Below are 25,652 nucleotides of genomic sequence, written 5' to 3' on the forward strand. Positions count from 1 at the left end.
TGGTCGCCACGGATGGCGGCCACAATAAAGAAAAGCGGTTCGGCCACGGATGGACGCGGATGACGCGGATCAGAAGCAGCGGGGGCGTGGCATCGCCTCGGCCTCTGTATTTGCTCTATCCGTGTACATCCGCGTGGATCCGTGGCAAAAACAAGGTTCCAGCCCGTCGCCGATTCCGGGGCTCGACTGTAGGTCGGGGCAACGCCCCCGACGGAGGGAACTCGCGAATCCGGATACCGCGCACGTCGGCCGCGTGGGGCTGACCTACGCAAGGTCGGACGACCGTATTCCCCGGACTTGGGCGAAGAACCAAAAAAAACGGGCCTCGCGGCCCGTTTTTTTCGTTGCAGACGTACCGCCGTCGATTACTCGGCCGGCGTGCCCTCGCCTTCGGCGACGGCCTTCATCGACAGGCGGATGCGGCCCTGCTTGTCGACTTCCAGCACCTTGACCTTGACCACGTCGCCTTCCTTGAGCACGTCGCCGACCTTCTCGACGCGCTCGTTGGAGATCTGCGACACGTGGACCAGGCCGTCCTTGCCGGGGGAGATCGTCACGAACGCGCCGAAGTCCATCAGCTTGACGACCTTGCCCTCGTAGATGCGGCCCGGCTCGACGTCGGAGGTGATCTGCTCGATGCGCTCGCGCGCGGCGCGGCCGGCGGCGGCGTCGACCGAGGCGATGGTGATCGTGCCGTCGTCCTGGATGTCGATCTGGGTGCCGGTCTCCTTGGTGATGGCCTGGATGACCGAACCGCCCTTGCCGATGACCTCGCGGATCTTGTCGGGGTGGATCTTGATCGTGATCAGGCGCGGCGCGAACTCGCTGAGTTCCGAACGCGGGGTGTTCAGCGCGTGGCTCATCTCGCCGAGGATGTGCAGGCGGCCCTGCTTGGCCTGGGCCAGCGCGACCTTCATGATCTCCTCGGTGATGCCCTGGATCTTGATGTCCATCTGCAGCGCGGTGACGCCCTGCGTGGTGCCGGCCACCTTGAAGTCCATGTCGCCGAGGTGGTCCTCGTCACCGAGGATGTCCGACAGCACGACGTACTCGTCGCCTTCCTTGACCAGGCCCATCGCGATGCCGGCGACCGGCGCCTTGATCGGCACGCCGGCATCCATCAGCGCCAGCGAGGAACCGCAGACCGAAGCCATCGACGAGGAACCGTTGGACTCGGTGATCTCCGAAACCACGCGGATCGTGTACGGGAACTCCTCCATCGTCGGCATCACCGCCAGCACGCCGCGCTTGGCGAGGCGGCCATGGCCGATCTCGCGACGCTTCGGGCCCATCATGCGGCCGGCCTCGCCCACCGAGTACGGGGGGAAGTTGTAGTGGAACAGGAAGTGTTCCTTGTACTCGCCGGCGACCGAGTCGATGACCTGGCCGTCGCGTGCGGTGCCCAGCGTGACCGCGACGATCGCCTGGGTCTCGCCACGGGTGAACAGCGAGGAACCGTGCACGCGCGGCAGCACGCCGACCTTGGAGCTGATCGGGCGGACGTCGGCCAGGCCGCGGCCGTCGATGCGGACCTTGGTCTTGAGCACCGACTCGCGCATGGTCTGGTATTCCTGCTCGCCGAACTCCTTCGACAGGTCGCCATGCGACCAGGCATTGGCTTCGGCATGCGGCGCCAGTGCCTCGAGGATCGCCTTCTTGACCGTGGAGATCGCGTCCTTGCGCTCGAGCTTGTCGCGCACCTGGAACGCGCTGGCGAGCTGCTCGCCGACCGCGGTGCGGATCGCCGAGATCAGGCCTTCGTTGGCTTCCGGCGGCTGCCAGTCCCACTTCGGCTTGCCGGCCTCGGCGACCAGCGCGTTGATCGCGGCGATCGCGACCTGCTGCTGCTGGTGGCCGAACACCACCGCACCCAGCATCACGTCTTCCGACAGTTCGCGGGCTTCCGATTCGACCATCAGCACGGCCTTCTCGGTGCCGGCGACCACCAGCTCCAGCTCCGAATCCTTCAGCTCGGACACGGTCGGGTTCAGCAGGTACTGGCCGTCCTTGTAACCGACCTTGGCGGCGCCGATCGGGCCGTCGAACGGCGCGCCGGTCAGCGACAGCGCGGCCGAGGCGCCGATCAGGGCGAGGATGTCGCCGTCGATTTCCGGGTTCAGCGACATGACGGTCGCGATGATCTGGACTTCGTTGCGGAAGCCGTCGGGGAACAGCGGACGGATCGGACGGTCGATCAGGCGCGAGATCAGGGTTTCCTTCTCCGTGGCACGGCCTTCGCGCTTGAAGAAGCCGCCCGGAATGCGGCCACCGGCGTAGAACTTCTCCTGGTAGTCGACGGTCAGCGGGAAGAAGTCCTGACCTTCACGCGCGGTCTTGTTGGCGACCGCGGTCACCAGAAGCACGGTGCCTTCGCACGACACGACCACCGCGCCGCCGGCCTGGCGCGCGATCTCGCCGGTCTCGAGGGTGACCGCGTGATTGCCGTACTGGAAGCTCTTTGTCACTTTTGCCACGTTGGAATTCCTTGGATGACTCTTGCGATGAACCGGGCGGGACCCATGCCCCGGCCGGGCGGATGCGGCGTGCGCATCCAAAAAAGAACCGCGGCGCATTTCTGCGCCGCGGTGGGAGACGGGTTCAGCGACGCAGGCCGAGCTTCTCGATCAGGGCCTTGTAGCGATCTGCGTCCTTCCGGTGCAGATAGTCGAGCAGGCTGCGGCGACGGTTGACCATCCGCAGCAGGCCGCGCCGGCTGTGGTGATCCTTCTTGTGCGTCTTGAAGTGTTCGGTCAGGTGCACGATGCGTGCGGTCAGCAGGGCGACCTGGACTTCCGGCGAGCCGGTGTCGTTGTCGCCGCGCTTGTGTTCCTGGATGATCTGGCTGTTGTCGATGGTGCTGGTCATTGCTGATGCCTCTGGACGCGGGTCCCGCAGAGACCGCGACGTGTCGATCGACCGTCGCGTACCGCCCGGACCGCCTGTGGAATGGATGCTGCGGATACCCCTGAAAAAGGGCCGCGGAATTATAGCGCCGCGCAGGCCGGGCTCACAAGGCGTCAGGCCGGCACCGCGGGCGCATCCGCACGCCTGAACATGCGCTGCGGGCGCAGCCGTCCGGCGCCGTCGACATGGCCCAGTCCCTCGGCCCGGCCATCGGGCCCGAACACGGCGACCTCGCCGGCCGGCGCATAGCGCCCGTTCAGCGCCTGGCCGTGCTGCAGCCGCGCCGCCTGCGCCGCGTCGACGTGCACCGCCGGCCACGCCAGCATGCCGGCCTCGATATCCAGCAGGCAGGCCAGCAGGCTGCGCTCGCCGCGGGCGGCCAGCGCCTGCAGTTCGTCCAGCGTCCACATGCGCGGGTCGCGGAACGGGTCGACCCACAGCCGCCGCAGTTCGGCGACGTGCGCGCCGCAGCCGAGCAGCTCGCCGAGGTCGCGGACCAGGCTGCGCACGTAGGTGCCCGATCCGCACTCGACGTGCAGGCGCAGCAGCGGCCCGCCCTGCGGGTCGACGACGCCGTCGAGCAGGTCGGCCGCGGACTGCAGCTCGAAGGCGTGCACGTCGACCGGGCGGGTCTCGACCTCGACCACCTCGCCGCGCCGCGCCTTGGCGTACAGCGGCTCGCCGCCACGCTTGAGCGCGGAATAGATCGGCGGACGCTGCTCGATGCGGCCGGTCAGCTGCTGCAGCGCGGCATCGATCTGCGCGATCCGCAACGGCGGCACCGGCCGGGTCCGCAGCGGCTGGCCGTCGGCATCGTCGGTATCGGTGACCACGCCCAGCCGGGCGACGGTGTCGTAGGCCTTGCGCGCGCCGAGCAGGCCGCCGGCGATCTTGGTCGCCTCGCCGAAACACACCGGCAGCAGGCCGGTGGCCAGCGGATCGAGGCTGCCGGTATGCCCGCCCTTCTCCGCCCGGAACAGGTGGCGGACGCGCTGCAGCGCCTGGTTGGAGCTCATGCCGGTCGGCTTGTCGAGCAGCAGGATGCCGTCGAGCTTGCGGAACACGGTGCGCGGTCGTTGCGGGGAACGGCTCATCGAAGACACTGTGTGGCGGGTCTCGACCCACCTGCTGGCAAATCGAACGGCGGCGGGTCGAGACCCGCCCTACGTGCGGTCGCCCGCGTCATCGAGGCCGCGCAGCAGGTTGTCGATGCGCTCGCCGCGGTCGACCGAATCGTCGTACTGGAAATGCAGTTCCGGCACGTGGCGCATCTTCACCGCCCGCGCGAGGCGGAAGCGGATCTCCGGGGCCACCGCCTTCAGCCCCTTCATCGCCTCGCCGGCGCGCTCGGACTGCAATGCGGTGACGAAGACCTTGGCATGCGCCATGTCGCGCGTGACCTCGACGTCGGACACGCTGACCGACGGCAGGCCATGCTCGATCACCGCCTCGCGGACCAGCGTGCCGAGTTCACGGCGCAGCTGGGCGGAGACACGGTCGGTGCGGTGGAAGGATTTTGTGGGCATGGCGAATCCAGGACTCAGGGGTCGGGGGCCAGGAATCAGGGAGAAGGGGAATGCGGCAAGCCGCGTTTCCTGGCCTCCGGCCCCGATCCCCGGCCTCTGCATCACAGCGTCCGCTGCACCTCGATGCGCTCGAAGCATTCGATCTGGTCGCCGGGCTGCACGTCGTTGTAGGCCTTCACGCCGATACCGCATTCGGTACCGTTGCGGACCTCGTCGACGTTCTCCTTGAACCGGCGCAGCGATTCCAGTTCGCCTTCGAACACCACCGTGTTGTCGCGCAGCACGCGGATCGGCTTGTTGCGGCGGACCACGCCCTCGACCACCATGCAGCCCGCGACCGCGCCGAACTTGGAGCTGCGGAACACGTCGCGGACCTCGGCGGTACCGATGATCTCCTCGCGGATCTCCACGCCCAGGATGCCCGAGGCGACCTGCTTGACCTGGTCGATCACATCGTAGATCACCGAGAAGTAACGCAGGTCGAGGCCGTTGTTCTCGATCACCTTGCGCGCCGAGGCGTCGGCACGGACGTTGAAGCCGATGATCGTCGCCTTGGCCGCGGCCGCCGAATTGGCGTCCGACTCGGTGATGCCGCCGACGCCCGAGACGATGATGTTGATGCGGATCTGGTCGTTCGACAGCGCGGTCAGCGCCTGGCGCAGCGCTTCGGCGGAACCCTGCACGTCGGCCTTGACGACCAGGTTGAGCGACAGCTGCTGCTCGCTCTGGCCCATCTGCGCCATGATGTCTTCCATGCGGTTGCCGGCGGCCTGCACGAGACGCGTCTCGCGGCGCTTGGCCTCGCGCTGCTGCGCGACTTCCTTGGCCAGGCGCTCGTCGTCGACGACGACGAAGTCGTCGCCCGCCTCCGGCACGCCGGACAGGCCCAGCACCTGCACCGGGATCGACGGGCCCGCCGACGGCACCTGGCTGCCGGTCTCGTCGAACAGCGCACGCACGCGGCCGTACTGCACGCCGCAGACCAGGTAGTCGCCGCGGGCCAGCAGGCCGTTCTGCACCAGCACCGTCGCCACCGGGCCGCGGCCCTTGTCGAGCGAGGACTCGATGACCGCACCGGTCGCGCGCCCTTCGGGCACCGCGCGCAGCTCCAGCACCTCGGCCTGCAGCGAGATCGCGTCGAGCAGGTCGTCGACGCCGTCGCCGGTCTTGGCCGACAGCTCGACCATCTGGGTGTCGCCGCCGAAGTCCTCGGCGACGATGTCGTGCTCGAGCAGTTCGTTCTTGACCCGCGACGGGTCGGCGTCGGACTTGTCGATCTTGTTGATCGCGACGATCAGCGGCACGTTGGCCGCCTTGGCCAGCTTGATCGCCTCGACCGTCTGCGGCATCACGCCGTCGTCGGCCGCGACCACCAGCACCACGATGTCGGTGATCTTGGCGCCGCGCGCGCGCATCGACGTGAACGCCGCGTGGCCCGGCGTGTCGAGGAAGCTGATGACGCCCTTGTCGGTCTCGACGTGGTAGGCGCCGATGTGCTGGGTGATGCCGCCGGCCTCGCCACTGGCGATCTTGGTGCGGCGGATGTAGTCCAGCAGCGAGGTCTTGCCGTGGTCGACATGGCCCATGATCGTGACCACCGGCGGACGCGGGGCCTGCTCGCCCTGCGCCTCGCCGGCCTGCGCGATCAGCTCGCTCTCGGCGTCGTCGGCCTGCGCACGCACGGCGGTGTGGCCCAGTTCCTCGACGACCAGCGCCGCGGTGTCGTGGTCGATGGACTGGGTGATGGTCGCCATGACGCCCATCTTGAACAGCGCCTTGACCACGTCGCCGCCCTTCATCGCCAGCTTCTGGGCGAGGTCGGCCACGGTGATCGCGTCGCCGATCGCGACTTCGCGCACGACCGGCGCGGTCGGCCGTTCGAACCCGTGCGGACCGCCGCCGCTGCGCGACTGGCCGCTGGTCCGGCGCGGGGCCGGACGCGCCTTGCCACGCGCACTGCTGCGGCGCGCGCGGTCGGATGCGCTCAGGTGCAGCTGCCCGGCGAAACGCGCGGTGCTGTCGTCGTCCTCGACGCCGGCGACCATCGCGTGCGAGCCGCGGCTGCCCTTGGCATGCTTGCCCGCGCTGCGGTCGTCGCTGCGCGGCGGCGCCGGCGGCTTGTGGCCGTGACCGTGCGCGGCCGCGGCCTTGCGCGCGACCTCGGCCTCGTCGGGCACCACGGACGCGGCGGCCTCGGCTTCCAGGCGCAGGCGTTCGGCCTCGGCTTCGGCCTCGCGCTTGCGCTGCTCGGCCTCTTCGGCGCGGCGCTTGTCCTCTTCGGCCAGGCGCTGCTGCTCGGACAGGTTGCGCTGCCGCGACTCCTCCAGCTTGCGCAGGATGTCGGCGCGCTCGCTGTCGGGATCGGCGATGGCCGCCTTCATGGCGTCCTCGCTGGGCTTGACCAGCGTGACCTTCTTGCGCACCAGGACATCGACGGTCTGGCGGTTCTTGCCACCGCCGACGGTCAGTTCCTGCTTGCGGCTACGGTTGAGCGTGATCTTCTTCGGCGCAGCGACCTCTTCGGCCGGGGCATCGCCCTTGCCGTGCGCGCGCTTGAGGAAGCCCAGCAGCTTCAGCTTTTCCGCGCTGGTCACGACCTGGTCGGGATCGCTGAACGGCATGCCCGCCTCGGACAGCTGTTCGAGCAGTTTCTCGACCGGCGTGTTCACCAGTGCGGCCAGCTTGCGGATGGTGGTTTGTTGCGACATTCGTGATTCCGGTTCCTTGCGCACCACCATGGGCGGCGCTGTGGAGTAGTCATTCTACCGCTGCGCGGGTTCTGGCCGAATCGAGCGGCCATCCATGGCAGTGCATCTGCATCTCCGGGTCTTCCTGCCCGGCCATCCGTGGCCGGGCGTTCGCCGACGCAGCCGATACCGGTAGGCATCGGCTGCGTCGGCTCACCCTTCGCGTTCCAGGCGGGCGATCTCCTCGGCGCGCGCGGCCAGGATCAGCGCCGCGGCGCGGGCCTCGTCGAGGCCCTCGATCGCGAACTCGACGACCTCATCGGCGCCCAGGTCCGACAGGTCCTCGCTGGTGCGCACGCCGTGCGCGGCCAGCGCGAACGCCGTGTCCTCGTCCATGCCCTCGAGCGCCAGCAGGTCCTCGGCCGGCGCGTTCTCGTCGACGCCCTCCTCGACCGCCAGCGCATCGTTGAGCAGCGCGTCGCGGGCGCGGGCGCGCAGTTCCTCGACGATGTCCTCGTCGAAGCCCTCGACCGCCAGCAGCTCGCCGACCGGCACGTAGGCGATTTCCTCGACCGTGCTGAAACCCTCGGCGACCAGGATGCTGGCGATCTCCTCGTCGACCTCCAGCTTCTCCTGGAACAGGGCGCGCGCCGCGGCCTGCTCGGCCTCCGACTTCGCGGTCACCTGGTCCTGGGTCATCACGTTCAGCTGCCAGCCCGACAGGCGGCTGGCCAGGCGCACGTTCTGGCCGCCCTTGCCGATCGCCTGGGCCAGCTTGTCCTCGGCGACGGCGAGATCCATCGAGTGCTTGTCCTCGTCGACGACGATCGACTGCACCTCGGCCGGCGCCATCGCGTTGATGACGAACTGGGCCGGATTGTCCGACCACAGCACGATGTCGACGCGCTCGCCGTTGAGCTCGTTCGACACCGCCTGCACGCGCGAACCGCGCATGCCGATGCAGGCGCCGATGGGATCGGTGCGGGTGTCGTAGGCCAGCACCGCGATCTTGGCGCGGTCGCCCGGGTCGCGGGCGCAGGCCTTGATCTCGACCAGGCCCTGGCCGACTTCCGGCACCTCGAGCTTGAACAGCTCCATCATGAATTCCGGCGCGGCGCGGCTGATGAACAGCTGCGGGCCGCGGGGTTCGCTGCGCACGTCGTACAGGTAGCCGCGGATGCGGTCGCCGGCGCGCACGACGTCGCGCGGGATCGCCTTGTCCTTCTGGATCAGCGCCTCGGCATTGCCGCCGAGGTCGACGTAGACGTTGCCACGCTCGACCCGCTTGACCACGCCGGTCACCAGCTCGCCGACGCGATCCTTCCACGCATCGACGACCTGCTGGCGCTCGGCCTCGCGCACGCGCTGCACGATGACCTGCTTGGCGGCCTGGGCGGCGATGCGGCCGAAGTCGACGTTCTCGATCTGCTCCTCGATGTAGTCGCCGACCTCGACGCCCTCGGCCTCGTCGACCGCGTCCATCAGGCGGATCTGCCGGTCCGGCGATTCCATGACCACGTCGTCGGCAACCACTTCCCAGCGGCGGAAGGTCTCGTAGCTGCCGTCCTTGGGATCGATGGCGACCCGGGTCAGCACGTCCTGCTCTTGGTAGCGCTTCTTGGCGGCGGTGGCCAGCGCGGCCTCGATCGCCTCGAGGATCACGGACTCCGGCACGCCCTTCTCGTTGGCGACCGCATCGACGACCAGCAACAGTTCCTTGCTCATCTTTTCATTCACTCCGCACCGGACGACGGGGGCGCCGACCGCTTGTTGTCACGTGTTGTGTTGTGTTTTCCGCCGGCCGCGCCGTTGGCGCGCCCCTTGCCCTTCCTGCCTTTCGACGGCCCGTCCTTCGACGGCGCCAGGCCCAATGCGGCCCAGTCGGGCACCAGCCGGGCCTTGTCGACGTTGTCGATGGCGACGGCGAACGCGCTGCCGTCGACATCGAAGGTGATCGTGTCGCCGTCGACGGCGACGATGGTGCCCTGCAGGCGGCGGCGCCCGTCCTGCGGCAGCTTCAGCCCGACCTTGGCCCGCTCGCCCAGCACGCGCGCGAACTGCGCGACGGTGAACAGCGGCCGGTCGACGCCCGGCGAGGAGACTTCCAGGGTGTAGTTGCCGCTGATCGGGTCCTCGACGTCGAGCTGCGCGGACACCTCGCGGCTGACCGCCTCGCAGTGCTCGATGGTCACGCCGCGCGTGCCCTCGCCTTCCGGCGCGACCGCGGCGTCGGCGGTCGCGCCGTCGCCCTGGGTGGCATCGCCCGGCACGTCGATATACAGCCGCACCAGCGAACCGCCCGGCGCCGGCAGGTATTCGATGCCCAGCAGTTCGAGCCCGAGGGCCTCGACCGTCGGTGCCAGCAATGTCGTCAGTTGTGTCGCCTTGTCCGCCACTGATCCCTCGTCCGTTCCCGCAAGTCCAGCTGTTGCGCACGATTGCCGCAGTTGCACCCTGGCCGGCCCTGCCGCCCACCGCGGTCCGGCCGCGGAAAACGACAAAGGGCCCGAAGGGCCCCTTGTCCGATGCCACTGGATGTCGGCGCCGAAGCGAAGCAGTAGCTTCGGCAAAGCCCAGACTTTCCGTATCGGAACGTTCTCCAGAACGAACGTTCCGCAACCGCATCGAAAAGTTGGTAGCGGGGGCAGGATTTGAACCTGCGACCTTCGGGTTATGAGCCCGACGAGCTGCCAGACTGCTCCACCCCGCATCAGGAGCGGAATTATGAAGATTCCCGCCGGGGAATGCAAGAGGCTGCGCACGATTCCGCCACCGTGCGCGCCCCGCCCCGCGCACGGGGCCTCGCCCGGTCAGGCGCCGAATGCGGTCTGGCACCAGACCATCAACGGACTCCAGAAGATACCCAGCGCCAGCAGGGCGAGCGCGTTGACCGCGAACATCACCTGCAGCCCGGCACCGGGGCGCTGCGCCATCGGCGTGGCGTTGGGCGTGTCGAAGTACATCACCTTGATGACGCGCAGGTAGTAGAACGCGCCGATGACCGCGAACACGATGCCGACGATCGCCAGCCACATCAGCCCGCCCTCGAGCGCGGCCTGCAGCACGACCAGCTTGGCCCAGAAACCGAGGAACGGCGGCACGCCGGCCAGCGAGGCCATGATGCACAGCACCAGGCCGGCCATCCACGGACTGCGGGCGTTGAGGCCCTTGTAGTCGTCGATCGCCTCGGCCTCGAAACCCTCGCGCGAGAGCATGACGATCGCGCCGAACGCGGCCAGCGACATGATCGCGTAGCTGATCGCATAGAACATCGCCGCCGCGTAGCCGTCCGGCCCGCCGCCGGCGAGACCGAGGAACAGGAAGCCGACGTGCGAGACCGTCGAATAGGCCAGCATGCGCTTGAGGTTGGTCTGGGCGATCGCGAACAGGTTGCCGACCGCCAGCGACAGCGCCGCCAGCAGGGCAAGCACCAGCTGCGACTGCTCGTGGACCGGGCCCAGCGCGACGTCGAGCAGGCGCCAGGTCATGCCGAACGCGGCGAGCTTGGGCATCGAGCTGATGAACGCCGAGATCGCCGTCGGTGCGCCGTGGTAGGTGTCGGGCAGCCACATGTGGAACGGCGCGGCGCCGAACTTGAAGGCGACGCCGACGATGATGAACACCGTGCCGGTCAGCAGCAGTACGCGGCCGTCGCCGGACAGCCCGGCGATCGCCTCGTTGATGCCCGCCAGCGACAGCGTGCCGACCGCGCCGTAGACCAGCGACATGCCGAACAGCAGCATGCCCGAGGCCAGCGCGCCGAGGACGAAGTACTTCATCGCCGCTTCCGACGACAGCGGGTTGTCGCGGTTGCAGGCCACCAGCGCGTACGAGCACAGCGCCAGCAGCTCCAGGCCGACGTAGACCATGGTCAGGTTGCCCGCCGAAACCATCAGCATCATGCCGGCGGTCGCGAACAGGAACAGCACCGGGATCTCGCCCTGGTAGAGGTTGCGCTCGCGCAGGTACGGCCAGGCGTAGGACAGCGCGCCGGCGGCGACCAGCAGTGCCGCGACCTTCAGCACGTCGGCGGCGTCGTCGCGCACGAACATGTCGGCCAGTGCGGCGCCCTGCCCGCCGGTACCGGTGGCGATCAGCGCGGCGGCGGCCAGCAACGTCAGCACCGCGAGCGCATGGGTGACCACGCGGCGGCGCGGATCGAGGAACAGGTCGAGCATCAGCAGCGCGAACGCGCCGAGGATCACGACGAGTTCGGGCACCAGCGGGCCGAGTTCGGCCAGGGTGCGGACGGGAGGCGTCATCGGAGCGGAAATCATCGCGGCAGGATCCTTAAAGCTTGCTTGCGGCGATCACGTTCGCCAGTTGCGCGATGGCCGGTTCCATCAGGTCGGTCAGCGGCTTGGGATAGACGCCGATCGCCAGCACGCCGATCGCGAACACCGACAGCACCAGGATCTCGCGGCCGTTGATGTCCTTGAGCTCGGCGACGTGCGCGTTCGCCACTTCCCCGTACATCACCCGCTTGACCAGCCACAGCGTGTAGGCGGCGCCGATGATCAGGGTCAGCGCGGCGAAGAAGGCGATCAGCGGATTGCTCTGGAACGCGGCCAGGATGACCATGAACTCGCCGACGAAGCCCGAGGTGCCCGGCAGGCCGGAGTTGGCCATCGCGAACAGCACGTAGAACGCCGCGAACACCGGCATCACGTTGGCGACGCCGCCGTAGTCCTTGATCATGCGGGTGTGCATGCGGTCGTAGAGCACGCCGACGCAGGAGAACATCGCGCCGGAGACAAAGCCGTGCGAGATCATCTGCACCATCGCGCCCTGCAGGCCCAGGCGCGCGGCGTCGGTGGCGCCGGCATCGCGCACCAGCGCGAAGGCGATGAACACGCCCAGCGTCACGAAGCCCATGTGCGAGACCGACGAGTACGCGATCAGCTTCTTCATGTCCTGCTGGACCAGCGCCACCAGGCCCACGTAGACCACCGCGATCAGCGACAGCGCGATCACCAGCCAGGCCCAGTCGTGGCCGGCGTCGGGGGTGATCGGCAGGCTGAAGCGCAGGAAGCCGTAGCCGCCGATCTTCAGCATGATCGCCGCCAGGATCACCGAGCCGCCGGTCGGCGCCTCGACGTGCGCGTCGGGCAGCCAGGTGTGCACCGGGAACATCGGCACCTTGACCGCGAACGCGGCCAGGAACGCGAAGAACAGCCACATCTGCTCGGTCGAGCTCAGCGGCAGCGCGTACAGGTCCGGCAGCTGCCAGCTGCCCGCCTTCAGGTACAGGTAGATCAGCCCGACCAGCATGAACACCGAGCCGAGGAAGGTGTACAGGAAGAACTTCACCGACGCATACACGCGCCGCGGGCCACCCCAGACGCCGATGATGATGAACATCGGGATCAGCATGCCCTCGAAGAACACGTAGAACAGCACCGCGTCGACGGCCGCGAACACGCCGATCATCAGGCCCTCGAGGATCAGCATCGCCGCGAAATACTGGTTGACGCGCTTGTCGATCGAGGTCCACGCGCCGATCAGCACCAGCGCCGTGGTCAGCGTGGTCAGGATGATCAGCGCGACCGAGATGCCGTCCACGCCCAGGTGGTACTGGATGTCGAGCGCGGGGATCCATTCGCGGCGCTCGGCGAACTGCATCGCCGTGGCGGTGTAGTCGAAGCCGGTGAACAGCGGCAGGCTGATCACGAACACCACCAGCGCGATCGCCAGCGACGCCCAGCGCGCCGCGCCGGGGCGGTTGTTGCCCAGCGCGAGCACGAGCGCGCCGCCGAGGATCGGCAGCCAGATCAGGAGACTGAGAAGAGGCCAGTTCGACACGTATCGTATTCCGTCAGCGCCAGTACTTGATGAGGATGGCCAGAAGCACGATCAGGCCGACGATCATCGCGAATGCATAGTGGTAGAGCGCGCCCGACTGCAGCCGGCGCACGACGCCCGAGACCAGGTCGACCACGCGGGCCGCGCCATTGACGAACAGGCCGTCGATGACCCGGGTATCGAAGATCCGCGAGAGCTTGCCGAGCGCGACGCCGCCGCCGGCGAAACCGCCGATCCACAGGTCGTCGAAGTAGTACTTGCGCTCCAGCACCTGGACCGGCACCGCGAACATGCGCCGCGCCTTCGCCGGCAGTTCCGGCTTCCACCAGTACATGACCGTGGCCAGCACGAAGCCCGCGACCACCAGCCAGAACGCCGGCGCGAGGAAGCCGTGCAGCGCGAACGCGACCGGGCCGTGCCACAGTTCTTCCTTCAGCGCGGCCAGCACGTCATTGGACGCCAGCACGTGGATCACGCCGTCGAAGAAGCCGCGCGTCTCGTGGTGGCCGCTCCAGTCGGTGCCGAACAGCATCGGCCCGGCGGTGAAGAAGCCGATCAGGACCGAGGGGATCGCCAGCAGGATCAGCGGCAGCGTCACCACCCACGGCGATTCGTGCGGCTCGTGCGGGCCATGGTGGCCATGGCCGTCGTCGTGCGCGTGGTCATCGTGAGCGGTCGCAGCGACCGCTTGACCGTGGCCATCGTGGCCGTGGTCGTCATGCGTGGCGTGCGCATCCGAGGCGTGCGCCTCGCGGAAGCGCTCCTTGCCGAAGTAGGTCAGGTACAGCAGGCGGAAGCTGTAGAAGGAGGTCACGAACGCGCCCAGCAGCACCGCCCAGTACGCGTACTGGTAGACCCAGCCGCTGCCGTCGGTGGCGTGCTTGGCCGCCTCGATGATCGTGTCCTTGGAATAGAAGCCGCTGAAGAACGGCGTACCCACCAGCGCCAGCGTGCCGACCACGCTGGTCCAGAAGGTGATCGGCATGTACTTGCGCAGGCCGCCCATCTTGCGCATGTCCTGCTCGTGGTGCATGCCGATGATCACCGAGCCGGCGGCCAGGAACAGCAGCGCCTTGAAGAACGCGTGCGTCATCAGGTGGAACACCGCGGCCGAGTACGCCGACACGCCCAGCGCGACGGTCATGTAGCCCAGCTGCGACAGCGTGGAGTACGCGACCACGCGCTTGATGTCGTTCTGCACGATGCCGATCAGGCCGGTGAAGAACGCCGTCGTCGCGCCGATGAACAGGATGAACTGCAGCGCGGTCTCCGACAGCTCGAACAGCGGCGACATGCGCGCGACCATGAAGATGCCGGCCGTGACCATCGTCGCGGCATGGATCAGCGCCGAGATCGGGGTCGGGCCTTCCATCGAGTCGGGCAGCCACACGTGCAGCGGCACCTGCGCCGACTTGCCCATCGCGCCGATGAACAGGCAGATGCAGATCAGCGTCGCGACCGACCACTCGTGGCCGGCGAACAGCTCGATCGTCTGGCCGCCGCCGATGGTGGCGTCGGCCGCGGCGAACACACTCGCGTAGTCCAGCGTCTCGAAGTACCACAGCACCGCGGCGATGCCGAGCAGGAAACCGAAGTCGCCGACGCGGTTGACCAGGAACGCCTTCATGTTGGCGAACACCGCGCTGGGCTTCTTGAACCAGAAGCCGATCAGCAGGTACGACACCAAGCCCACCGCTTCCCAGCCGAAGAACAGCTGCAGGAAGTTGTTGCCCATCACCAGCATCAGCATCGAGAAGGTGAACAGCGAGATGTAGCTGAAGAAGCGCTGGTAGCCCGGGTCCTCGGCCATGTAGCCGATCGTGTAGACGTGCACCAGCAGCGACACGAAGGTCACCACGACCATCATCATCGCGGTCAGGTTGTCGATCAGGAAGCCGACGTGCGCCGAGTAGCTGGCGACCTCGAAGAACGTGTAGACGTTCTGGTTGTACGTCGGCGCGCCCTGCAGCAGCTGCCACAGCACGTAGCACGACAGCGCGCAGCTGACGGCCACGCCGAGGATCGTGGCGGCACTCGCGCCGGTGCGGCCGACCACCCGGCCCAGCAGGCCGGCGATGATCGAGCCCAGCAGCGGCGCCAGCACGATGATCAGCAGATGGGTTGTAGAAATTGCCATGTGTTATCCGTTACCCGCGTCGTACCGCCGTTCTTCCGCCGGGCATCTCGCCGGCAACTCCGGGGCGCGCCATCGCCCCCGGATTGTCCAATGCCGCCATCCATGGCGCTGCCTCACTTGCTCCGGATGATCCTGCCCGGCCATCCGTGGCCGGGCGTTCGCCGATGCGCGAGCCGGTGGCTCGCAAGCGCTCGTGCCCATCCCGATTGTTCTGCCGCCATCCATGGCGCTACCTCACTTGCTCCGGATGATCCTGCCCGGCCATCCGTGGCCGGGCGTTCGCCGATGCGCGAGCCAGTGGCTCGCAAGCGCATCGGCTCACCCCTTCAACATGTCGAGTTCGGCGACGTCGATCGTGCGCCGGTTGCGGAACAGCGTGACCAGGATCGCCAGGCCGATCGCGGCCTCGGCCGCGGCCACGGTCAGGATGAAGAACACGAAGATCTGCCCCGATGCGTCGCCGAACTCGCGCGAGAACGCAACAAAGTTGATGTTGACCGCGAGCAGCATCAGCTCGATCGACATCAGCAGGATGATCACGTTCTTCCGGTTCAGAAAGATGCCGGCGACGCTGATGCAGAACAGCACCGCGCCCAGCGTCAGGTAATGGCCCAGGGCCAGGCCCGTGCCGAACAGCTCGGTCATTTCGCTTCTCCCTCGGCCGCGGCGTCGCCCGGCGCCGCCTTCGACGTTTCGTCCGGCGCGCGCTCGGCCTGCATGCTGACGATGCGCACGCGATCCCCTGCCCTGACCCGCGCCTGCGCGCCGGGGTTCTGGTGCTTGGCGCCCGGCCGGCGGCGCAGCGTCAGCATGACCGCGGCGATGACCGCGACGGTCAGGATCACCGCGGCGATCTCGAACGGCAGCAGGAAGTCGGTGAACAGCCTGCGCGCGATCCACACGGTGTTGGACACGCCGGCGGCGTCGACCGGATCGGGCACGAACGGCGTCATCCTCGCCCGGATGCCGATCAGGGTCAGGATCTCGACCAGCATCACCACCGCGACCACGAGGCCGACCGGCAGGTAGCGGACGTAGCCTTCGCGCAGCGGCTCGGCGTCGATGTCGAGCATCATCACCACGAACAGGAAAAGCACCATCACCGCGCCGACGTAGACCAGCACGAGCGCGATGCCGAGGAACTCGGCGCCGGCCAGGATCCAGGTGCAGGCGACGCTGAAGAACGTCAGCACCAGGAACAGCGCGGCGTGCACCGAATTGCGGGCACTGATCACCGCCACCGCGGACATCACGGTGACCGCGGCGAAGACGAGGAATGCAATGAGCGCGAAATCCATGGTTTACCTGTACCCGGGGATCATCGGTATGAAGCGTCTGCGGCGCGGCGTTCCGCGATCTCGGACTCGAGGCGGTCGCCGATCGCCAGCAGCTGCGGCTTGGTCACGATGTTCTCGCCGCGGTTCTCGAAGTGGTACTCGTACAGGTGGGTCTCGACGATCGAGTCGACCGGGCACGATTCCTCGCAGAAGCCGCAGTAGATGCACTTGAACAGATCGATGTCGTAGCGCGTGGTGCGGCGGGTGCCGTCGGCGCGCTGCTCGGAATCGATGGTGATCGCCAGCGCCGGGCACACGGCCTCGCACAGCTTGCATGCGATGCAGCGCTCCTCGCCGTTGGGATAGCGGCGCAACGCGTGCAGGCCGCGGAAACGCGGCGACTGCGGCACCTTTTCCATCGGGTACATCAACGTGTACTTGTCGCGGAACAGATACTTGAGCGTCAGCCACATGCCGCCGAGCAGCTCGAGCAGCAGCAGGCTCCTGAACCAAGAGAAGAACTTGCCCATCACTGCCCTGCCTCGAACACGCCGAAATACGCCATCAATGCCGTCACCACGATCCAGCCGATGCTGATCGGGATGAACACCTTCCAGCCCAGCCGCATGATCTGGTCGTAGCGGTAACGCGGGAACGAGGCGCGGAACCAGATGAAGCAGCTGGCGAAGAAGAACACCTTGGCGAACAGCCACCACCAGCCGTCGACCGCCAGCCATTGCAGCACCGGCACGCCGTCGAACCAGCCCTGGAACGGCGACAGCCAGCCGCCGAGGAAGAAGGTCGCGGTCAGGAAGCTGATCAGGATCATGTTCGCGTATTCGGCGAGGAAGAACAGCGCGAACGCCGACCCCGAATACTCGACCATGTGGCCGGCGACGATCTCCGACTCGCCCTCGACGACGTCGAACGGCGCGCGGTTGGTCTCGGCCACGCCGGAGATGAAGTAGATGACGAACAGCGGCAGCATCGGCAGCCAGAACCAGTCGAACAGGCCCTTGCCGCCGGCCTGGGCCATGACGATCTCGCTGAGGTTCAGGCTGCCGGCGCCGACCATCACGCCGACCAGCGCGAAGCCCATCGCGATCTCGTAGCTGATCATCTGCGCCGAGGCGCGCATCGCGCCGAGGAAGGCGTACTTCGAGTTCGACGCCCAGCCGGCCAGGATGATGCCGTAGATGCCCAGCGAGGTCATCGCCAGCAGGTACAGCAGGCCGGCGTTGGCGTTGGACAGCACCAGCTGCGCATCGAACGGCACCACCGCCCAGGCCGCGAACGCCGGCGCCAGGGTGATCAGCGGCGCCAGCACGTACAGCACGCGCTGCGCGTTGGTCGGCTGGATCACTTCCTTGAACAGCAGCTTGAAGACGTCGGCGAACGCCTGGAGGATGCCCATGCCGACGTACATCGGCCCGTGGCGCACGTGCATCCAGCCGATCAGCTTGCGCTCCCAGACCACGTAGAACGCGACGGCGATGATCACCGGCATCGCGATGACGAGGATCTTCAGCACGATCCACAGGATCACGCCGATCGCGCCGAGCGACATCAGCCAGTCGTACAGCGGCGCGGTGACGTCGCCGAGCAGCGTCGCGGTATTGGTCACGCCGGTATTGGTCACACTCATGCCGCCACCACCTCGACCTTGCCGGCCGCAAGCGCCGCAGTGGCGCCGTAGCCCGATTCGACCCACGCCGCACCCTTGCCGACGCGGTCGTCGACCGCGACCTGCAGCGTCGCGGTGCCGGCCGCGTTGGAAACCTTCGCCATCGCCGCGTCGGCGACGCCGGCCGCGGCCGCATCGTCGGGATGCAGCACGATGCGCGGGCCGAGGGTCAGCGGATGCGACTGCAGCGCGGCGGCACGACGGGTCAGGCCGTCGACGCGGTAGATCGCCTGGCTGACCGCGAGCTCAAGGCCGTCGCCGGACACCGCCGGTGCGGCGGAGACCACGACATCGACGGTGCGCGGCTGCAGCCCGGCCCGCAGCCCGGCCAGGTCGGTGAACGCGAACCCGGGGACGGCCAGTTCGCCGCCCAGTGCGCGCAGCACGCGCCAGCCGGCACGCGCCTCGCCGGGCAGCTTGCCGGCGGCAACGGCGCGCTGGTCGCGGCCGTCGAGGTTGGTCAGGGTGGCGTCGATCTCGGCGAGCGCGCCGATCGGCAGGATCACGTCGGCGACCGCGCGCGTGGACTCGCAGGCGAACTGGCTGAACGCCACGACCTGGGCCGCGCCGAGCGCACGCAGCGCCTGCGCCTGGTCGGCGAAGTCCAGGCCCGGCTCGATGCCGTAGATCACGTAGGCGCTGCGGCCGTCGGCCAGCATCGCATTGGCGTCGCGCGAGGTCGGCAGCACGCCATGGCGCGACAGGCCCAGCGCGTTGGCGCCCTGCGGGATACGGCACAGCCTGGCGCCGGTCGATGCGGCCAGCGCAGCGGCGGCGCGGCGGATCTCCGCGGCGTGCGCACTCGCCTCGGCGACGTTGCCGACGATGATCGCGGCATGCTGCGTGCCTTCCAGCGCGTTGGACAGGCCGGCGGAGGCGAGCATCGCCGCCATCTGCGACGGCGCCACGATGGCCTTGCCGGCGACGTCGAAGGTGAAGTCGAAATCGACCGGATTGACCACGTAGACCTTGGCGCCGCGCTTCCACGCCTGGCGCACGCGCTGGTGCAGCAGCGGCACTTCATGGCGCAGGTTGGAGCCGACGATGACGATCGCATCGGCCCGGTCGAGCTCGGCGACCGGCATCGCGAACGCCTCGGCGACCGCACCGTCGGACAGGTCGCGCTGGGCGATGCGGTGATCGAGGTTGCCGCAGCCCAGCGCATCGGCCAGGCGCGCGAGCAGCGCGCCCTCCTCGTTCGAGGTCGCCGGGTGCACCAGCACGCCCAGCTCGTCGGCCGGGTTGTCGCGCAGGATCTTCGCCACACGCGCCAGCGCCTCGTCCCACGAGGCCTCGCGCCACTCGCCCGACTCCTTGACCAGCGGACGCAGCGCACGGTCGTCGGCCGACAGGCCCTGGTGCGAATAACGGTCGCGGTCCGACAGCCAGCATTCGTTGACGGCTTCGTTGTCGCGCGGCACCGCGCGCATCACGTCGCCGCGGCGCAGATGCAGGAACAGGTTGCTGCCGAGCGCGTCGTGGCCGCCGAGCGACTCGCGCGCGATCAGTTCCCAGGGACGGGCGCGGAAGCGGAACACCTTGTTGGTCAGCGCGCCGACCGGGCACACGTCGATGACGTTGCCCGACAGCTCGGTGGTCAACGGCTTGCCGTCGAACGTGCCGATCTGCAGGTTCTCGCCGCGCTGCATGCCGCCCAGCTCGTAGGTGCCGGCGATGTCCGCGGTGAAGCGGACGCAGCGCGTGCACTGGATGCAGCGGGTCATCTCGGTGGCGACCAGCGGCCCGAGGTCCTCGTCGGGCACCACGCGCTTGCGCTCGGCGAAACGGCTGACCGAGCGGCCATAGCCCAGCGACAGGTCCTGCAGTTCGCACTCGCCGCCCTGGTCGCAGATCGGGCAGTCGAGCGGATGGTTGATCAGCAGGAACTCCATCACGTTGCGCTGCGACTTCAGCGCCTTCTCGCTGCGGGTGACGACCTTCATGCCGTCCATCACCGGCGTGGCGCAGGCCGGCGCCGGCTTGGGCATCTTCTCCACCTCGACCAGGCACATGCGGCAGTTCGCCGCGATCGCCAGCTTGTCGTGGTAGCAGAAGCGCGGGATCGGAATGCCGGCCTTGTCGGCGGCCTGGATGATCATCGAGCCCTTGGGCGCGGCCAGCTCGACGCCGTCGATGAAGACGGTGACGTGGTCGGGCGGCAGGTTCGGATTGACGGGCTGGGCACTCATGGCTGCGCTCCCGAGGCCAGGGGAAGTGCAACTGCGGTTTCCGGCCTCTGGCCTCTGGCCTCCGGCCTCTGCATCACGCTCATGCCGCCACCGCCTTCGACACCACGGTGCCGTCGCGCTGGTCGTCGACCAGGAAACGCTGGTTGACGATCGCGTACTCGAACTCGTCCCAGAAATGGTGAAGGAACCCCTGCACCGGCCACGCGGCGGCCTCGCCGAACGCGCAGATGGTGTGGCCCTCGATCTGGCCTGCGGCGGCGCGCAGCATCTGCAGGTCCTCGAGCGTGGCCTGCTTCTCGACGATGCGGGTCAGCATGCGGTACATCCAGCCGGTCCCTTCGCGGCACGGCGTGCACTGGCCGCAGCTTTCCTTGAAGTAGAAGCGCGCGATGCGCTGGCAGGCGCGCACCATGCAGGTGGTCTCGTCCATGACGATGACCGCGCCCGAGCCGAGGCCGGAGCCGGCCTTCTGCAGCGCGTCGTAGTCCATCGTCAGGCCCATCATGGTCTCGCCCGGCAGCACCTTCATCGAGGAACCGCCCGGGATCACCGCCTTGATCGCACGGCCGTCGCGCATGCCGCCGCACAGCTCCAGCAGCTCCGCGAACGGCGTGCCGAGGCGGATCTCGTGGTTGCCCGGCTTCGCGACGTGGCCGGAGACGGAGAAGATCTTGCAGCCGCCGTTGTTGGGCTTGCCGAGGTTCATGAACCACTCGGCGCCGTTGCGCACGATCGCCGGCACCGAGGCGAAGGTCTCGGTGTTGTTGATCGTCGTCGGCTTGCCGTACAGGCCGAAGTTGGCGGGGAACGGCGGCTTGAAGCGCGGCTGGCCCTTCTTGCCCTCCAGCGACTCCATCAGCGCGGTTTCCTCGCCGCAGATGTAGGCGCCGGCGCCGAGCGCGTTGTAGAGGTCGATGTCGATGCCGCTGCCGAGGATGTTCTTGCCCAGCCAGCCATTGGCATAGGCCTCGGCGGTGGCTTCTTCCAGGTGCTCGAAGGGCTCGTGGTGGAACTCGCCGCGCAGGTAGTTGTAGCCGACCGCGCTGCCGGTCGCGTAGCAGGCGATCGCCATGCCCTCGATGACCGCATGCGGGTTGTAGCGCAGGATGTCGCGGTCCTTGGCGGTGCCCGGTTCGGATTCGTCCGAGTTGCAGAGGATGTACTTCTGCATCTCGCCCTTGGGCATGAAGCTCCACTTCAGGCCGGTCGGGAAGCCCGCGCCGCCGCGACCGCGCAGGCCCGACTGCTTGACCATCTCGACGACGTCGGCCGGCGGGATCTTCTCTTCGAGGATCCGGCGCAGCGCGCTGTAGCCACCGGTCTTGAGATAGTTCTCGTACGACCAGGGCTTGTCGAAATGCAGCGTGGTGTAGACCGCCTGGTGCTCCTTCGGCGCCGGCCCGACGGGGCCGTAACCTTCGGAAGCATGGGGATGGTGATGTGCCATGTCCGCGCGTTCGCCTTACTTCAGACCGTCGAGCAGCTCGTCGACGCCCTCGGGCGTGAGCTTCTCGTGGTAATGACCGTTGATGACCACGACCGGCGCGCCGCAGCACGCGGCGACGCACTCTTCCTCGCGCTTGAGGTAGACGCGGCCGTCGGCGGTGGATTCGCCGAGCCTGCAGCCGAGCTTCTTCTCGGCGTGCGCGACCAGGTCCTCGGCGCCGTTGAGCCAGCAGCTGATGTTGGTGCAGAAGGCGACGTTGTTGCGGCCGACCTTCTCGGTCTCGAACATCGAGTAGAACGTCGCGACCTCGTAGGCCCACACTGGCGGCAGGTCGAGGTAGCGGGCGACGCCGGCGATCAGCTCGTCGGTCAGCCAGCCGCCGTTCTGCTGCTGTGCGGCGTGCAGGCCCTGCAACACCGCCGAACGCTTGCGGTCGGGCGGGAACTTGGTCAGCCAGTGGTCGATGTGCGCGCGGGTCTCGTCGCTGAGCACCACCAGCGGGTCGACGTTGCGGGCGTTCTCGAAATTGCCGGTTGCTTTCATGACTCTACTCGCAGGGGCCGGAGGCCTGGGGCCTGGGGCCAGGGAAAAGCGACAGTCCGCAGCGGGTCGGGGCTGCGCCGCCCCTGACCTCTGGCCTCTGGTCCCTGTCCCCTGATCATCGGTCGACCTCTCCGAACACGATGTCATAGGTGCCGATCATCGCCACGACGTCGGACAGCATGTGCCCGCGCGTGATCGCGTCCATCGACGAGAGATGCGCGAAGCCGGGGGCGCGCAGATGCACGCGGAACGGCTTGTTGGCGCCGTCGGAGACCAGGTAGCAGCCGAACTCGCCCTTCGGCGCCTCGACCGCGCTGTAGGTCTCGCCGGCGGGCACGCAGTAGCCCTCGGTGAACAGCTTGAAGTGGTGGATCAGCGCTTCCATGTCGTCCTTCATCGACTCGCGCGACGGTGGCGACACCTTGTAGTTGTCGAGCATGACCGGGCCGGGGTTGGCCTTGAGCCAGGCCACGCACTGCTCGATGATCCGCGCCGACTGGCGCATCTCGAACATGCGGACCAGGTAGCGGTCGTAGCAGTCGCCCTGGACGCCGACGGCGATGTCGAAATCGACCTCGGCATACTTCGCGTACGGGCGGTTCTTGCGCAGGTCCCACTCGATGCCGGAGCCGCGCAGCATCGGCCCGCTCATGCCCCAGGCCAGCGCCTGCTCGGGCGGGATCACGCCGATGCCGACGGTGCGCTGCTTCCAGATGCGGTTGTCGGTGAGCAGCGTCTCGTATTCGTCGACGCGGCTGGGGAAATCCTTCGCGAACGCCTCGAGGTAGTCGAGCATCGAGCCCTCGCGCCAGGCGTTGAAGCGCTTGAGCTTGGCGCCCTTGCGCCACGGCGATTCCCGGTACTGCGGCATGCGGTCCGGCAGGTCGCGGTAGACGCCGCCGGGTCGGTAGTAGGCCGCGTGCATGCGCGCGCCGCTGACCGCCTCGTAGCAGTCCATCAGCTCCTCGCGCTCGCGGAACGCGTAGAGCATCACCGCCATCGCACCGAGGTCGAGGCCGTTGGAGCCGACCCACATCAGGTGGTTGAGGATGCGGGTGATCTCGTCGAACAGCGTGCGGATCCACTGCGCGCGCGCCGGCGCCTCGATGCCCATCAGGGTCTCGATCGCGCGCACGTAGGCGTGCTCGTTGCACATCATCGACACGTAGTCGAGGCGGTCCATGTAGCCGATCGACTGGTTGAACGGCTTGGACTCGGCCAGCTTCTCGGTGCCGCGATGCAGCAGGCCGATGTGCGGATCGGCGCGCTGCACGACCTCGCCGTCCATCTCCAGGATCAGGCGCAGCACGCCGTGCGCGGCCGGATGCTGGGGACCGAAGTTGAAGGTGTAGTTGCGGATTTCCTGCTTCAGCGCGCCCGCCTCGGGGGTGGCATTGGCGCGATGCAGCGAAGTGGTGGGCACGGCGCTCACTTGGCGGCCTCCTCTGCCTTGCGCGCCGCCTGCTCGCCGCTGGCGGTGGCGTAGCGCGCATCGTCACGGATCACGCGCGGCACGCCGACGCGCGGCTCGACCGAGGTCACCGGCTCGTAGACCACGCGCTTGCGCTCGGCGTCGTAGCGGACCTCGACGTTGCCGATCAGCGGGAAATCCTTGCGGAACGGATGGCCGACGAAACCGTAGTCGGTGAGGATGCGACGCAGGTCCGGATGGCCTTCGAAGATGATGCCGAACAAATCGAAGGTCTCGCGCTCGAACCAGTTGGCGACCGGCCACACATCGGTCAGCGACGATACCAGCGGCAGGTCGTCGCTGGGCGCGAAGCACTTCACGGTCAGGCGCTGGTTGTGGCGCACCGACAGCAGTTGCGCGACCGCGGCGAAGCGGCGTGCCGGCACCGGGATCGCGCCCTCGCCCTCGGGCTCGGCCAGCTGCTGGCTGGGCCGCTCGCCGTAGCGGAAGCGACCCGGACCGCGGCCTTCGACACCACGGCTGAAGCCCTCCGAGGACACGTCGGTGTCCCACTCGTCGCTGCCGTGGCCGAGGTAGTCGACGCCACAGACGTCGATCAGCGACTCGAAGCCGAACTCGTCGCGCAGCGCGCGGCAGGTCTCCAGCCAGTCGCCGGCGGTGGTGAGGAACATCTCGCCGCGCGGCAGCGACACCGCGACGTCGGCATCGGCGAAGCGCGCGCGCAGGCGGGCGGAGAAATCGGTGGCCGATTCGCGGACAGGGTGATCACGCATCGCGCAGCCCCGTCTTGTTGTCGCCGAAGTTGGTCGCGCGGCGGATCTTCTTCTGCAGCTGCAGGATGCCGTAGACCAGCGCCTCGGCGGTCGGCGGGCAGCCCGGCACGTAGACGTCGACCGGCACGATGCGGTCGCAGCCGCGCACCACCGAATACGAGTAGTGGTAGTAGCCGCCGCCGTTGGCGCAGCTGCCCATCGAGATGACCCACTTAGGGTCGGGCATCTGGTCGTAGACCTTGCGCAGCGCCGGCGCCATCTTGTTGACCAGGGTGCCGGCGACGATCATCACGTCCGACTGCCGCGGGGACGGGCGGAACACCACGCCGTAGCGGTCGAGATCCAGGCGTGCCGCGCCGGCGTGCATCATCTCGACCGCGCAGCAGGCCAGACCGAAGGTCATCGGCCACATCGAGCCGGTGCGCGCCCAGTTCAGCAGCACGTCGGAACTGGTGGTGACGAAGCCGCGCTCGAGCAGCGGGTTCTCGCCTTCCGGACGCAGGATGTCGTCGACCCGGCCTTCCGGCAGCGGGTTGTTCATCAGGCGCGCGACGGTCTGGTTCACTCCCATTCCAGCGCTCCCTTCTTCCACACGTAGATGAAGCCGAGCAGCAGCATGCCGGCGAAGATGCCCATCTCGATCAGGCCGAGCACGCCGAGTTCGCGGAATACGGTGGCCCAGGGCACGATGAAGATGATTTCCAGGTCGAAGACGATGAACTGGATCGCGATCAGGTAGTAGCGCACGTCGAACTGCATGCGCGCGTCCTCGAATGCCTCGAATCCGCACTCGTAGGGCGACAGCTTTTCCAGCGACGGGCGCTTGGGCCCGAGCAGGTTGCCAATGACCAGCAAGGCAATGCCGATCCCCGTGGCAACGATCAGGAACAGCAGGGTCGGCAGATATTCGGCCAGCACTCGGATGTTCTCTCGGCTACTCGCCGCATGATGCGGCCTTGGCTCGGCGTCGATGACGCCGCACTCGGAACGCGGACGTTCCGCAACACGCTCCAGGCAGTCGGCCGGCACGCCGGCAGGCCCGTCTGAATCCGCGCAATTGTACGGTTACAGAACTGATCAGTAAACGATTACCGGGCCGCGATCGATCACATCGGCACTGCGCGTGCCTGCACTGCGGCCGCAACGCGTACGCGAACGATCCGCATCCGCGAACGCACCGCGCGGGCCGCCATCCCGCAACGCGAAAGCCCCGCTTTCGCGGGGCTTCGGATACAGCGCGCACCGGCGGGT

21 protein-coding genes and 1 tRNA gene are annotated in these 25,652 nt (G+C 67.9%); all 22 read right to left on the reverse strand.

Annotated features, from left to right (window positions below; translation table 11 throughout):
- Nucleotides 1–365: 365 nt before the first annotated feature.
- Nucleotides 366–2,474 (reverse strand): polyribonucleotide nucleotidyltransferase, encoded by a 2,109-nt coding sequence (gene pnp, locus LDO26_RS09875; protein WP_232130922.1) that lies wholly within the window; start codon nucleotides 2,472–2,474, stop codon nucleotides 366–368.
- A 124-nt stretch (nucleotides 2,475–2,598) separates the two neighbouring features.
- A complete protein-coding gene (rpsO, locus tag LDO26_RS09880) occupies nucleotides 2,599–2,865 on the reverse strand; it encodes a 30S ribosomal protein S15 (RefSeq protein ID WP_232130923.1) in 267 nt (88 codons plus the stop codon).
- 152 nt (nucleotides 2,866–3,017) lie between these two features.
- Nucleotides 3,018–3,998, reverse strand: coding sequence for a tRNA pseudouridine(55) synthase TruB (gene truB, locus LDO26_RS09885; protein ID WP_232130924.1), 981 nt, complete (start codon nucleotides 3,996–3,998; stop codon nucleotides 3,018–3,020).
- Between the two features lie 69 nt (nucleotides 3,999–4,067).
- Nucleotides 4,068–4,430, reverse strand: coding sequence for a 30S ribosome-binding factor RbfA (gene rbfA, locus LDO26_RS09890; protein WP_232130925.1), 363 nt, complete (start codon nucleotides 4,428–4,430; stop codon nucleotides 4,068–4,070).
- Nucleotides 4,431–4,531: 101 nt separating this feature from the next.
- Nucleotides 4,532–7,138 carry a translation initiation factor IF-2 gene (infB, locus tag LDO26_RS09895; protein ID WP_232130926.1) on the reverse strand — a complete coding sequence of 869 codons (2,607 nt, stop codon included), beginning with the start codon at nucleotides 7,136–7,138 and terminating at the stop codon, nucleotides 4,532–4,534.
- 192 nt (nucleotides 7,139–7,330) lie between these two features.
- The gene (gene nusA, locus LDO26_RS09900; protein ID WP_232130927.1) at nucleotides 7,331–8,842 is read right to left on the reverse strand and encodes a transcription termination factor NusA; all 1,512 of its coding nucleotides are present in this window, start codon (nucleotides 8,840–8,842) and stop codon (nucleotides 7,331–7,333) included.
- A gap of 8 nt (nucleotides 8,843–8,850) precedes the next feature.
- Nucleotides 8,851–9,513, reverse strand: coding sequence for a ribosome maturation factor RimP (rimP, locus tag LDO26_RS09905; protein ID WP_232130928.1), 663 nt, complete (start codon nucleotides 9,511–9,513; stop codon nucleotides 8,851–8,853).
- 237 nt (nucleotides 9,514–9,750) lie between these two features.
- Nucleotides 9,751–9,827, reverse strand: a tRNA-Met gene (locus LDO26_RS09910).
- Between the two features lie 100 nt (nucleotides 9,828–9,927).
- Nucleotides 9,928–11,391: an NADH-quinone oxidoreductase subunit NuoN gene (nuoN, locus tag LDO26_RS09915; RefSeq protein WP_435594061.1), complete on the reverse strand. Its 1,464-nt coding sequence runs from the start codon at nucleotides 11,389–11,391 to the stop codon at nucleotides 9,928–9,930.
- Nucleotides 11,392–11,407: 16 nt separating this feature from the next.
- On the reverse strand, nucleotides 11,408–12,919 hold the full coding sequence (locus LDO26_RS09920; RefSeq protein WP_232130930.1) for an NADH-quinone oxidoreductase subunit M: 1,512 nt from the start codon (nucleotides 12,917–12,919) through the stop codon (nucleotides 11,408–11,410).
- Nucleotides 12,920–12,932: 13 nt separating this feature from the next.
- Complete coding sequence (gene nuoL, locus LDO26_RS09925) at nucleotides 12,933–15,056, reverse strand: NADH-quinone oxidoreductase subunit L (protein WP_232130931.1); 2,124 nt, start codon at nucleotides 15,054–15,056, stop codon at nucleotides 12,933–12,935.
- Between the two features lie 318 nt (nucleotides 15,057–15,374).
- On the reverse strand, nucleotides 15,375–15,701 hold the full coding sequence (nuoK, locus tag LDO26_RS09930; RefSeq protein ID WP_232130932.1) for an NADH-quinone oxidoreductase subunit NuoK: 327 nt from the start codon (nucleotides 15,699–15,701) through the stop codon (nucleotides 15,375–15,377).
- A complete protein-coding gene (locus LDO26_RS09935) occupies nucleotides 15,698–16,354 on the reverse strand; it encodes an NADH-quinone oxidoreductase subunit J (RefSeq protein ID WP_232130933.1) in 657 nt (218 codons plus the stop codon). Before LDO26_RS09935 ends, nuoK begins: the two co-directional genes overlap by 4 nt.
- Nucleotides 16,355–16,374: 20 nt before the next feature.
- Entirely contained in the window at nucleotides 16,375–16,863 is a 489-nt protein-coding gene (gene nuoI, locus LDO26_RS09940) for an NADH-quinone oxidoreductase subunit NuoI (RefSeq protein ID WP_232130934.1), read from the reverse strand.
- Nucleotides 16,863–17,978, reverse strand: coding sequence for an NADH-quinone oxidoreductase subunit NuoH (gene nuoH, locus LDO26_RS09945; protein ID WP_232130935.1), 1,116 nt, complete (start codon nucleotides 17,976–17,978; stop codon nucleotides 16,863–16,865). The genes nuoI and nuoH overlap by 1 nt, the downstream gene beginning before the upstream one ends.
- Nucleotides 17,975–20,206 (reverse strand): NADH-quinone oxidoreductase subunit NuoG, encoded by a 2,232-nt coding sequence (gene nuoG / locus LDO26_RS09950; RefSeq protein ID WP_232130936.1) that lies wholly within the window; start codon nucleotides 20,204–20,206, stop codon nucleotides 17,975–17,977. The genes nuoH and nuoG overlap by 4 nt, the downstream gene beginning before the upstream one ends.
- A 79-nt stretch (nucleotides 20,207–20,285) precedes the next feature.
- Entirely contained in the window at nucleotides 20,286–21,653 is a 1,368-nt protein-coding gene (gene nuoF / locus LDO26_RS09955) for an NADH-quinone oxidoreductase subunit NuoF (protein ID WP_232130937.1), read from the reverse strand.
- Nucleotides 21,654–21,668: 15 nt separating this feature from the next.
- Nucleotides 21,669–22,196, reverse strand: a complete 528-nt coding sequence (gene nuoE / locus LDO26_RS09960; RefSeq protein ID WP_232130938.1) for an NADH-quinone oxidoreductase subunit NuoE — start codon at nucleotides 22,194–22,196, stop codon at nucleotides 21,669–21,671.
- Between the two features lie 115 nt (nucleotides 22,197–22,311).
- Nucleotides 22,312–23,619 carry an NADH-quinone oxidoreductase subunit D gene (locus tag LDO26_RS09965; protein ID WP_232130963.1) on the reverse strand — a complete coding sequence of 436 codons (1,308 nt, stop codon included), beginning with the start codon at nucleotides 23,617–23,619 and terminating at the stop codon, nucleotides 22,312–22,314.
- Nucleotides 23,620–23,624: 5 nt separating this feature from the next.
- Nucleotides 23,625–24,401 (reverse strand): NADH-quinone oxidoreductase subunit C, encoded by a 777-nt coding sequence (locus tag LDO26_RS09970; protein ID WP_232130939.1) that lies wholly within the window; start codon nucleotides 24,399–24,401, stop codon nucleotides 23,625–23,627.
- Nucleotides 24,394–24,972: a NuoB/complex I 20 kDa subunit family protein gene (locus LDO26_RS09975; RefSeq protein WP_232130940.1), complete on the reverse strand. Its 579-nt coding sequence runs from the start codon at nucleotides 24,970–24,972 to the stop codon at nucleotides 24,394–24,396. Before LDO26_RS09975 ends, LDO26_RS09970 begins: the two co-directional genes overlap by 8 nt.
- The gene (locus LDO26_RS09980; RefSeq protein WP_047136245.1) at nucleotides 24,963–25,319 is read right to left on the reverse strand and encodes an NADH-quinone oxidoreductase subunit A; all 357 of its coding nucleotides are present in this window, start codon (nucleotides 25,317–25,319) and stop codon (nucleotides 24,963–24,965) included. Before LDO26_RS09980 ends, LDO26_RS09975 begins: the two co-directional genes overlap by 10 nt.
- Nucleotides 25,320–25,652 lie beyond the last annotated feature (333 nt).

It is taken from the genome of Proluteimonas luteida (assembly GCF_021191695.1).
GTDB classification, from domain to species: domain Bacteria; phylum Pseudomonadota; class Gammaproteobacteria; order Xanthomonadales; family Xanthomonadaceae; genus Luteimonas; species Luteimonas luteida.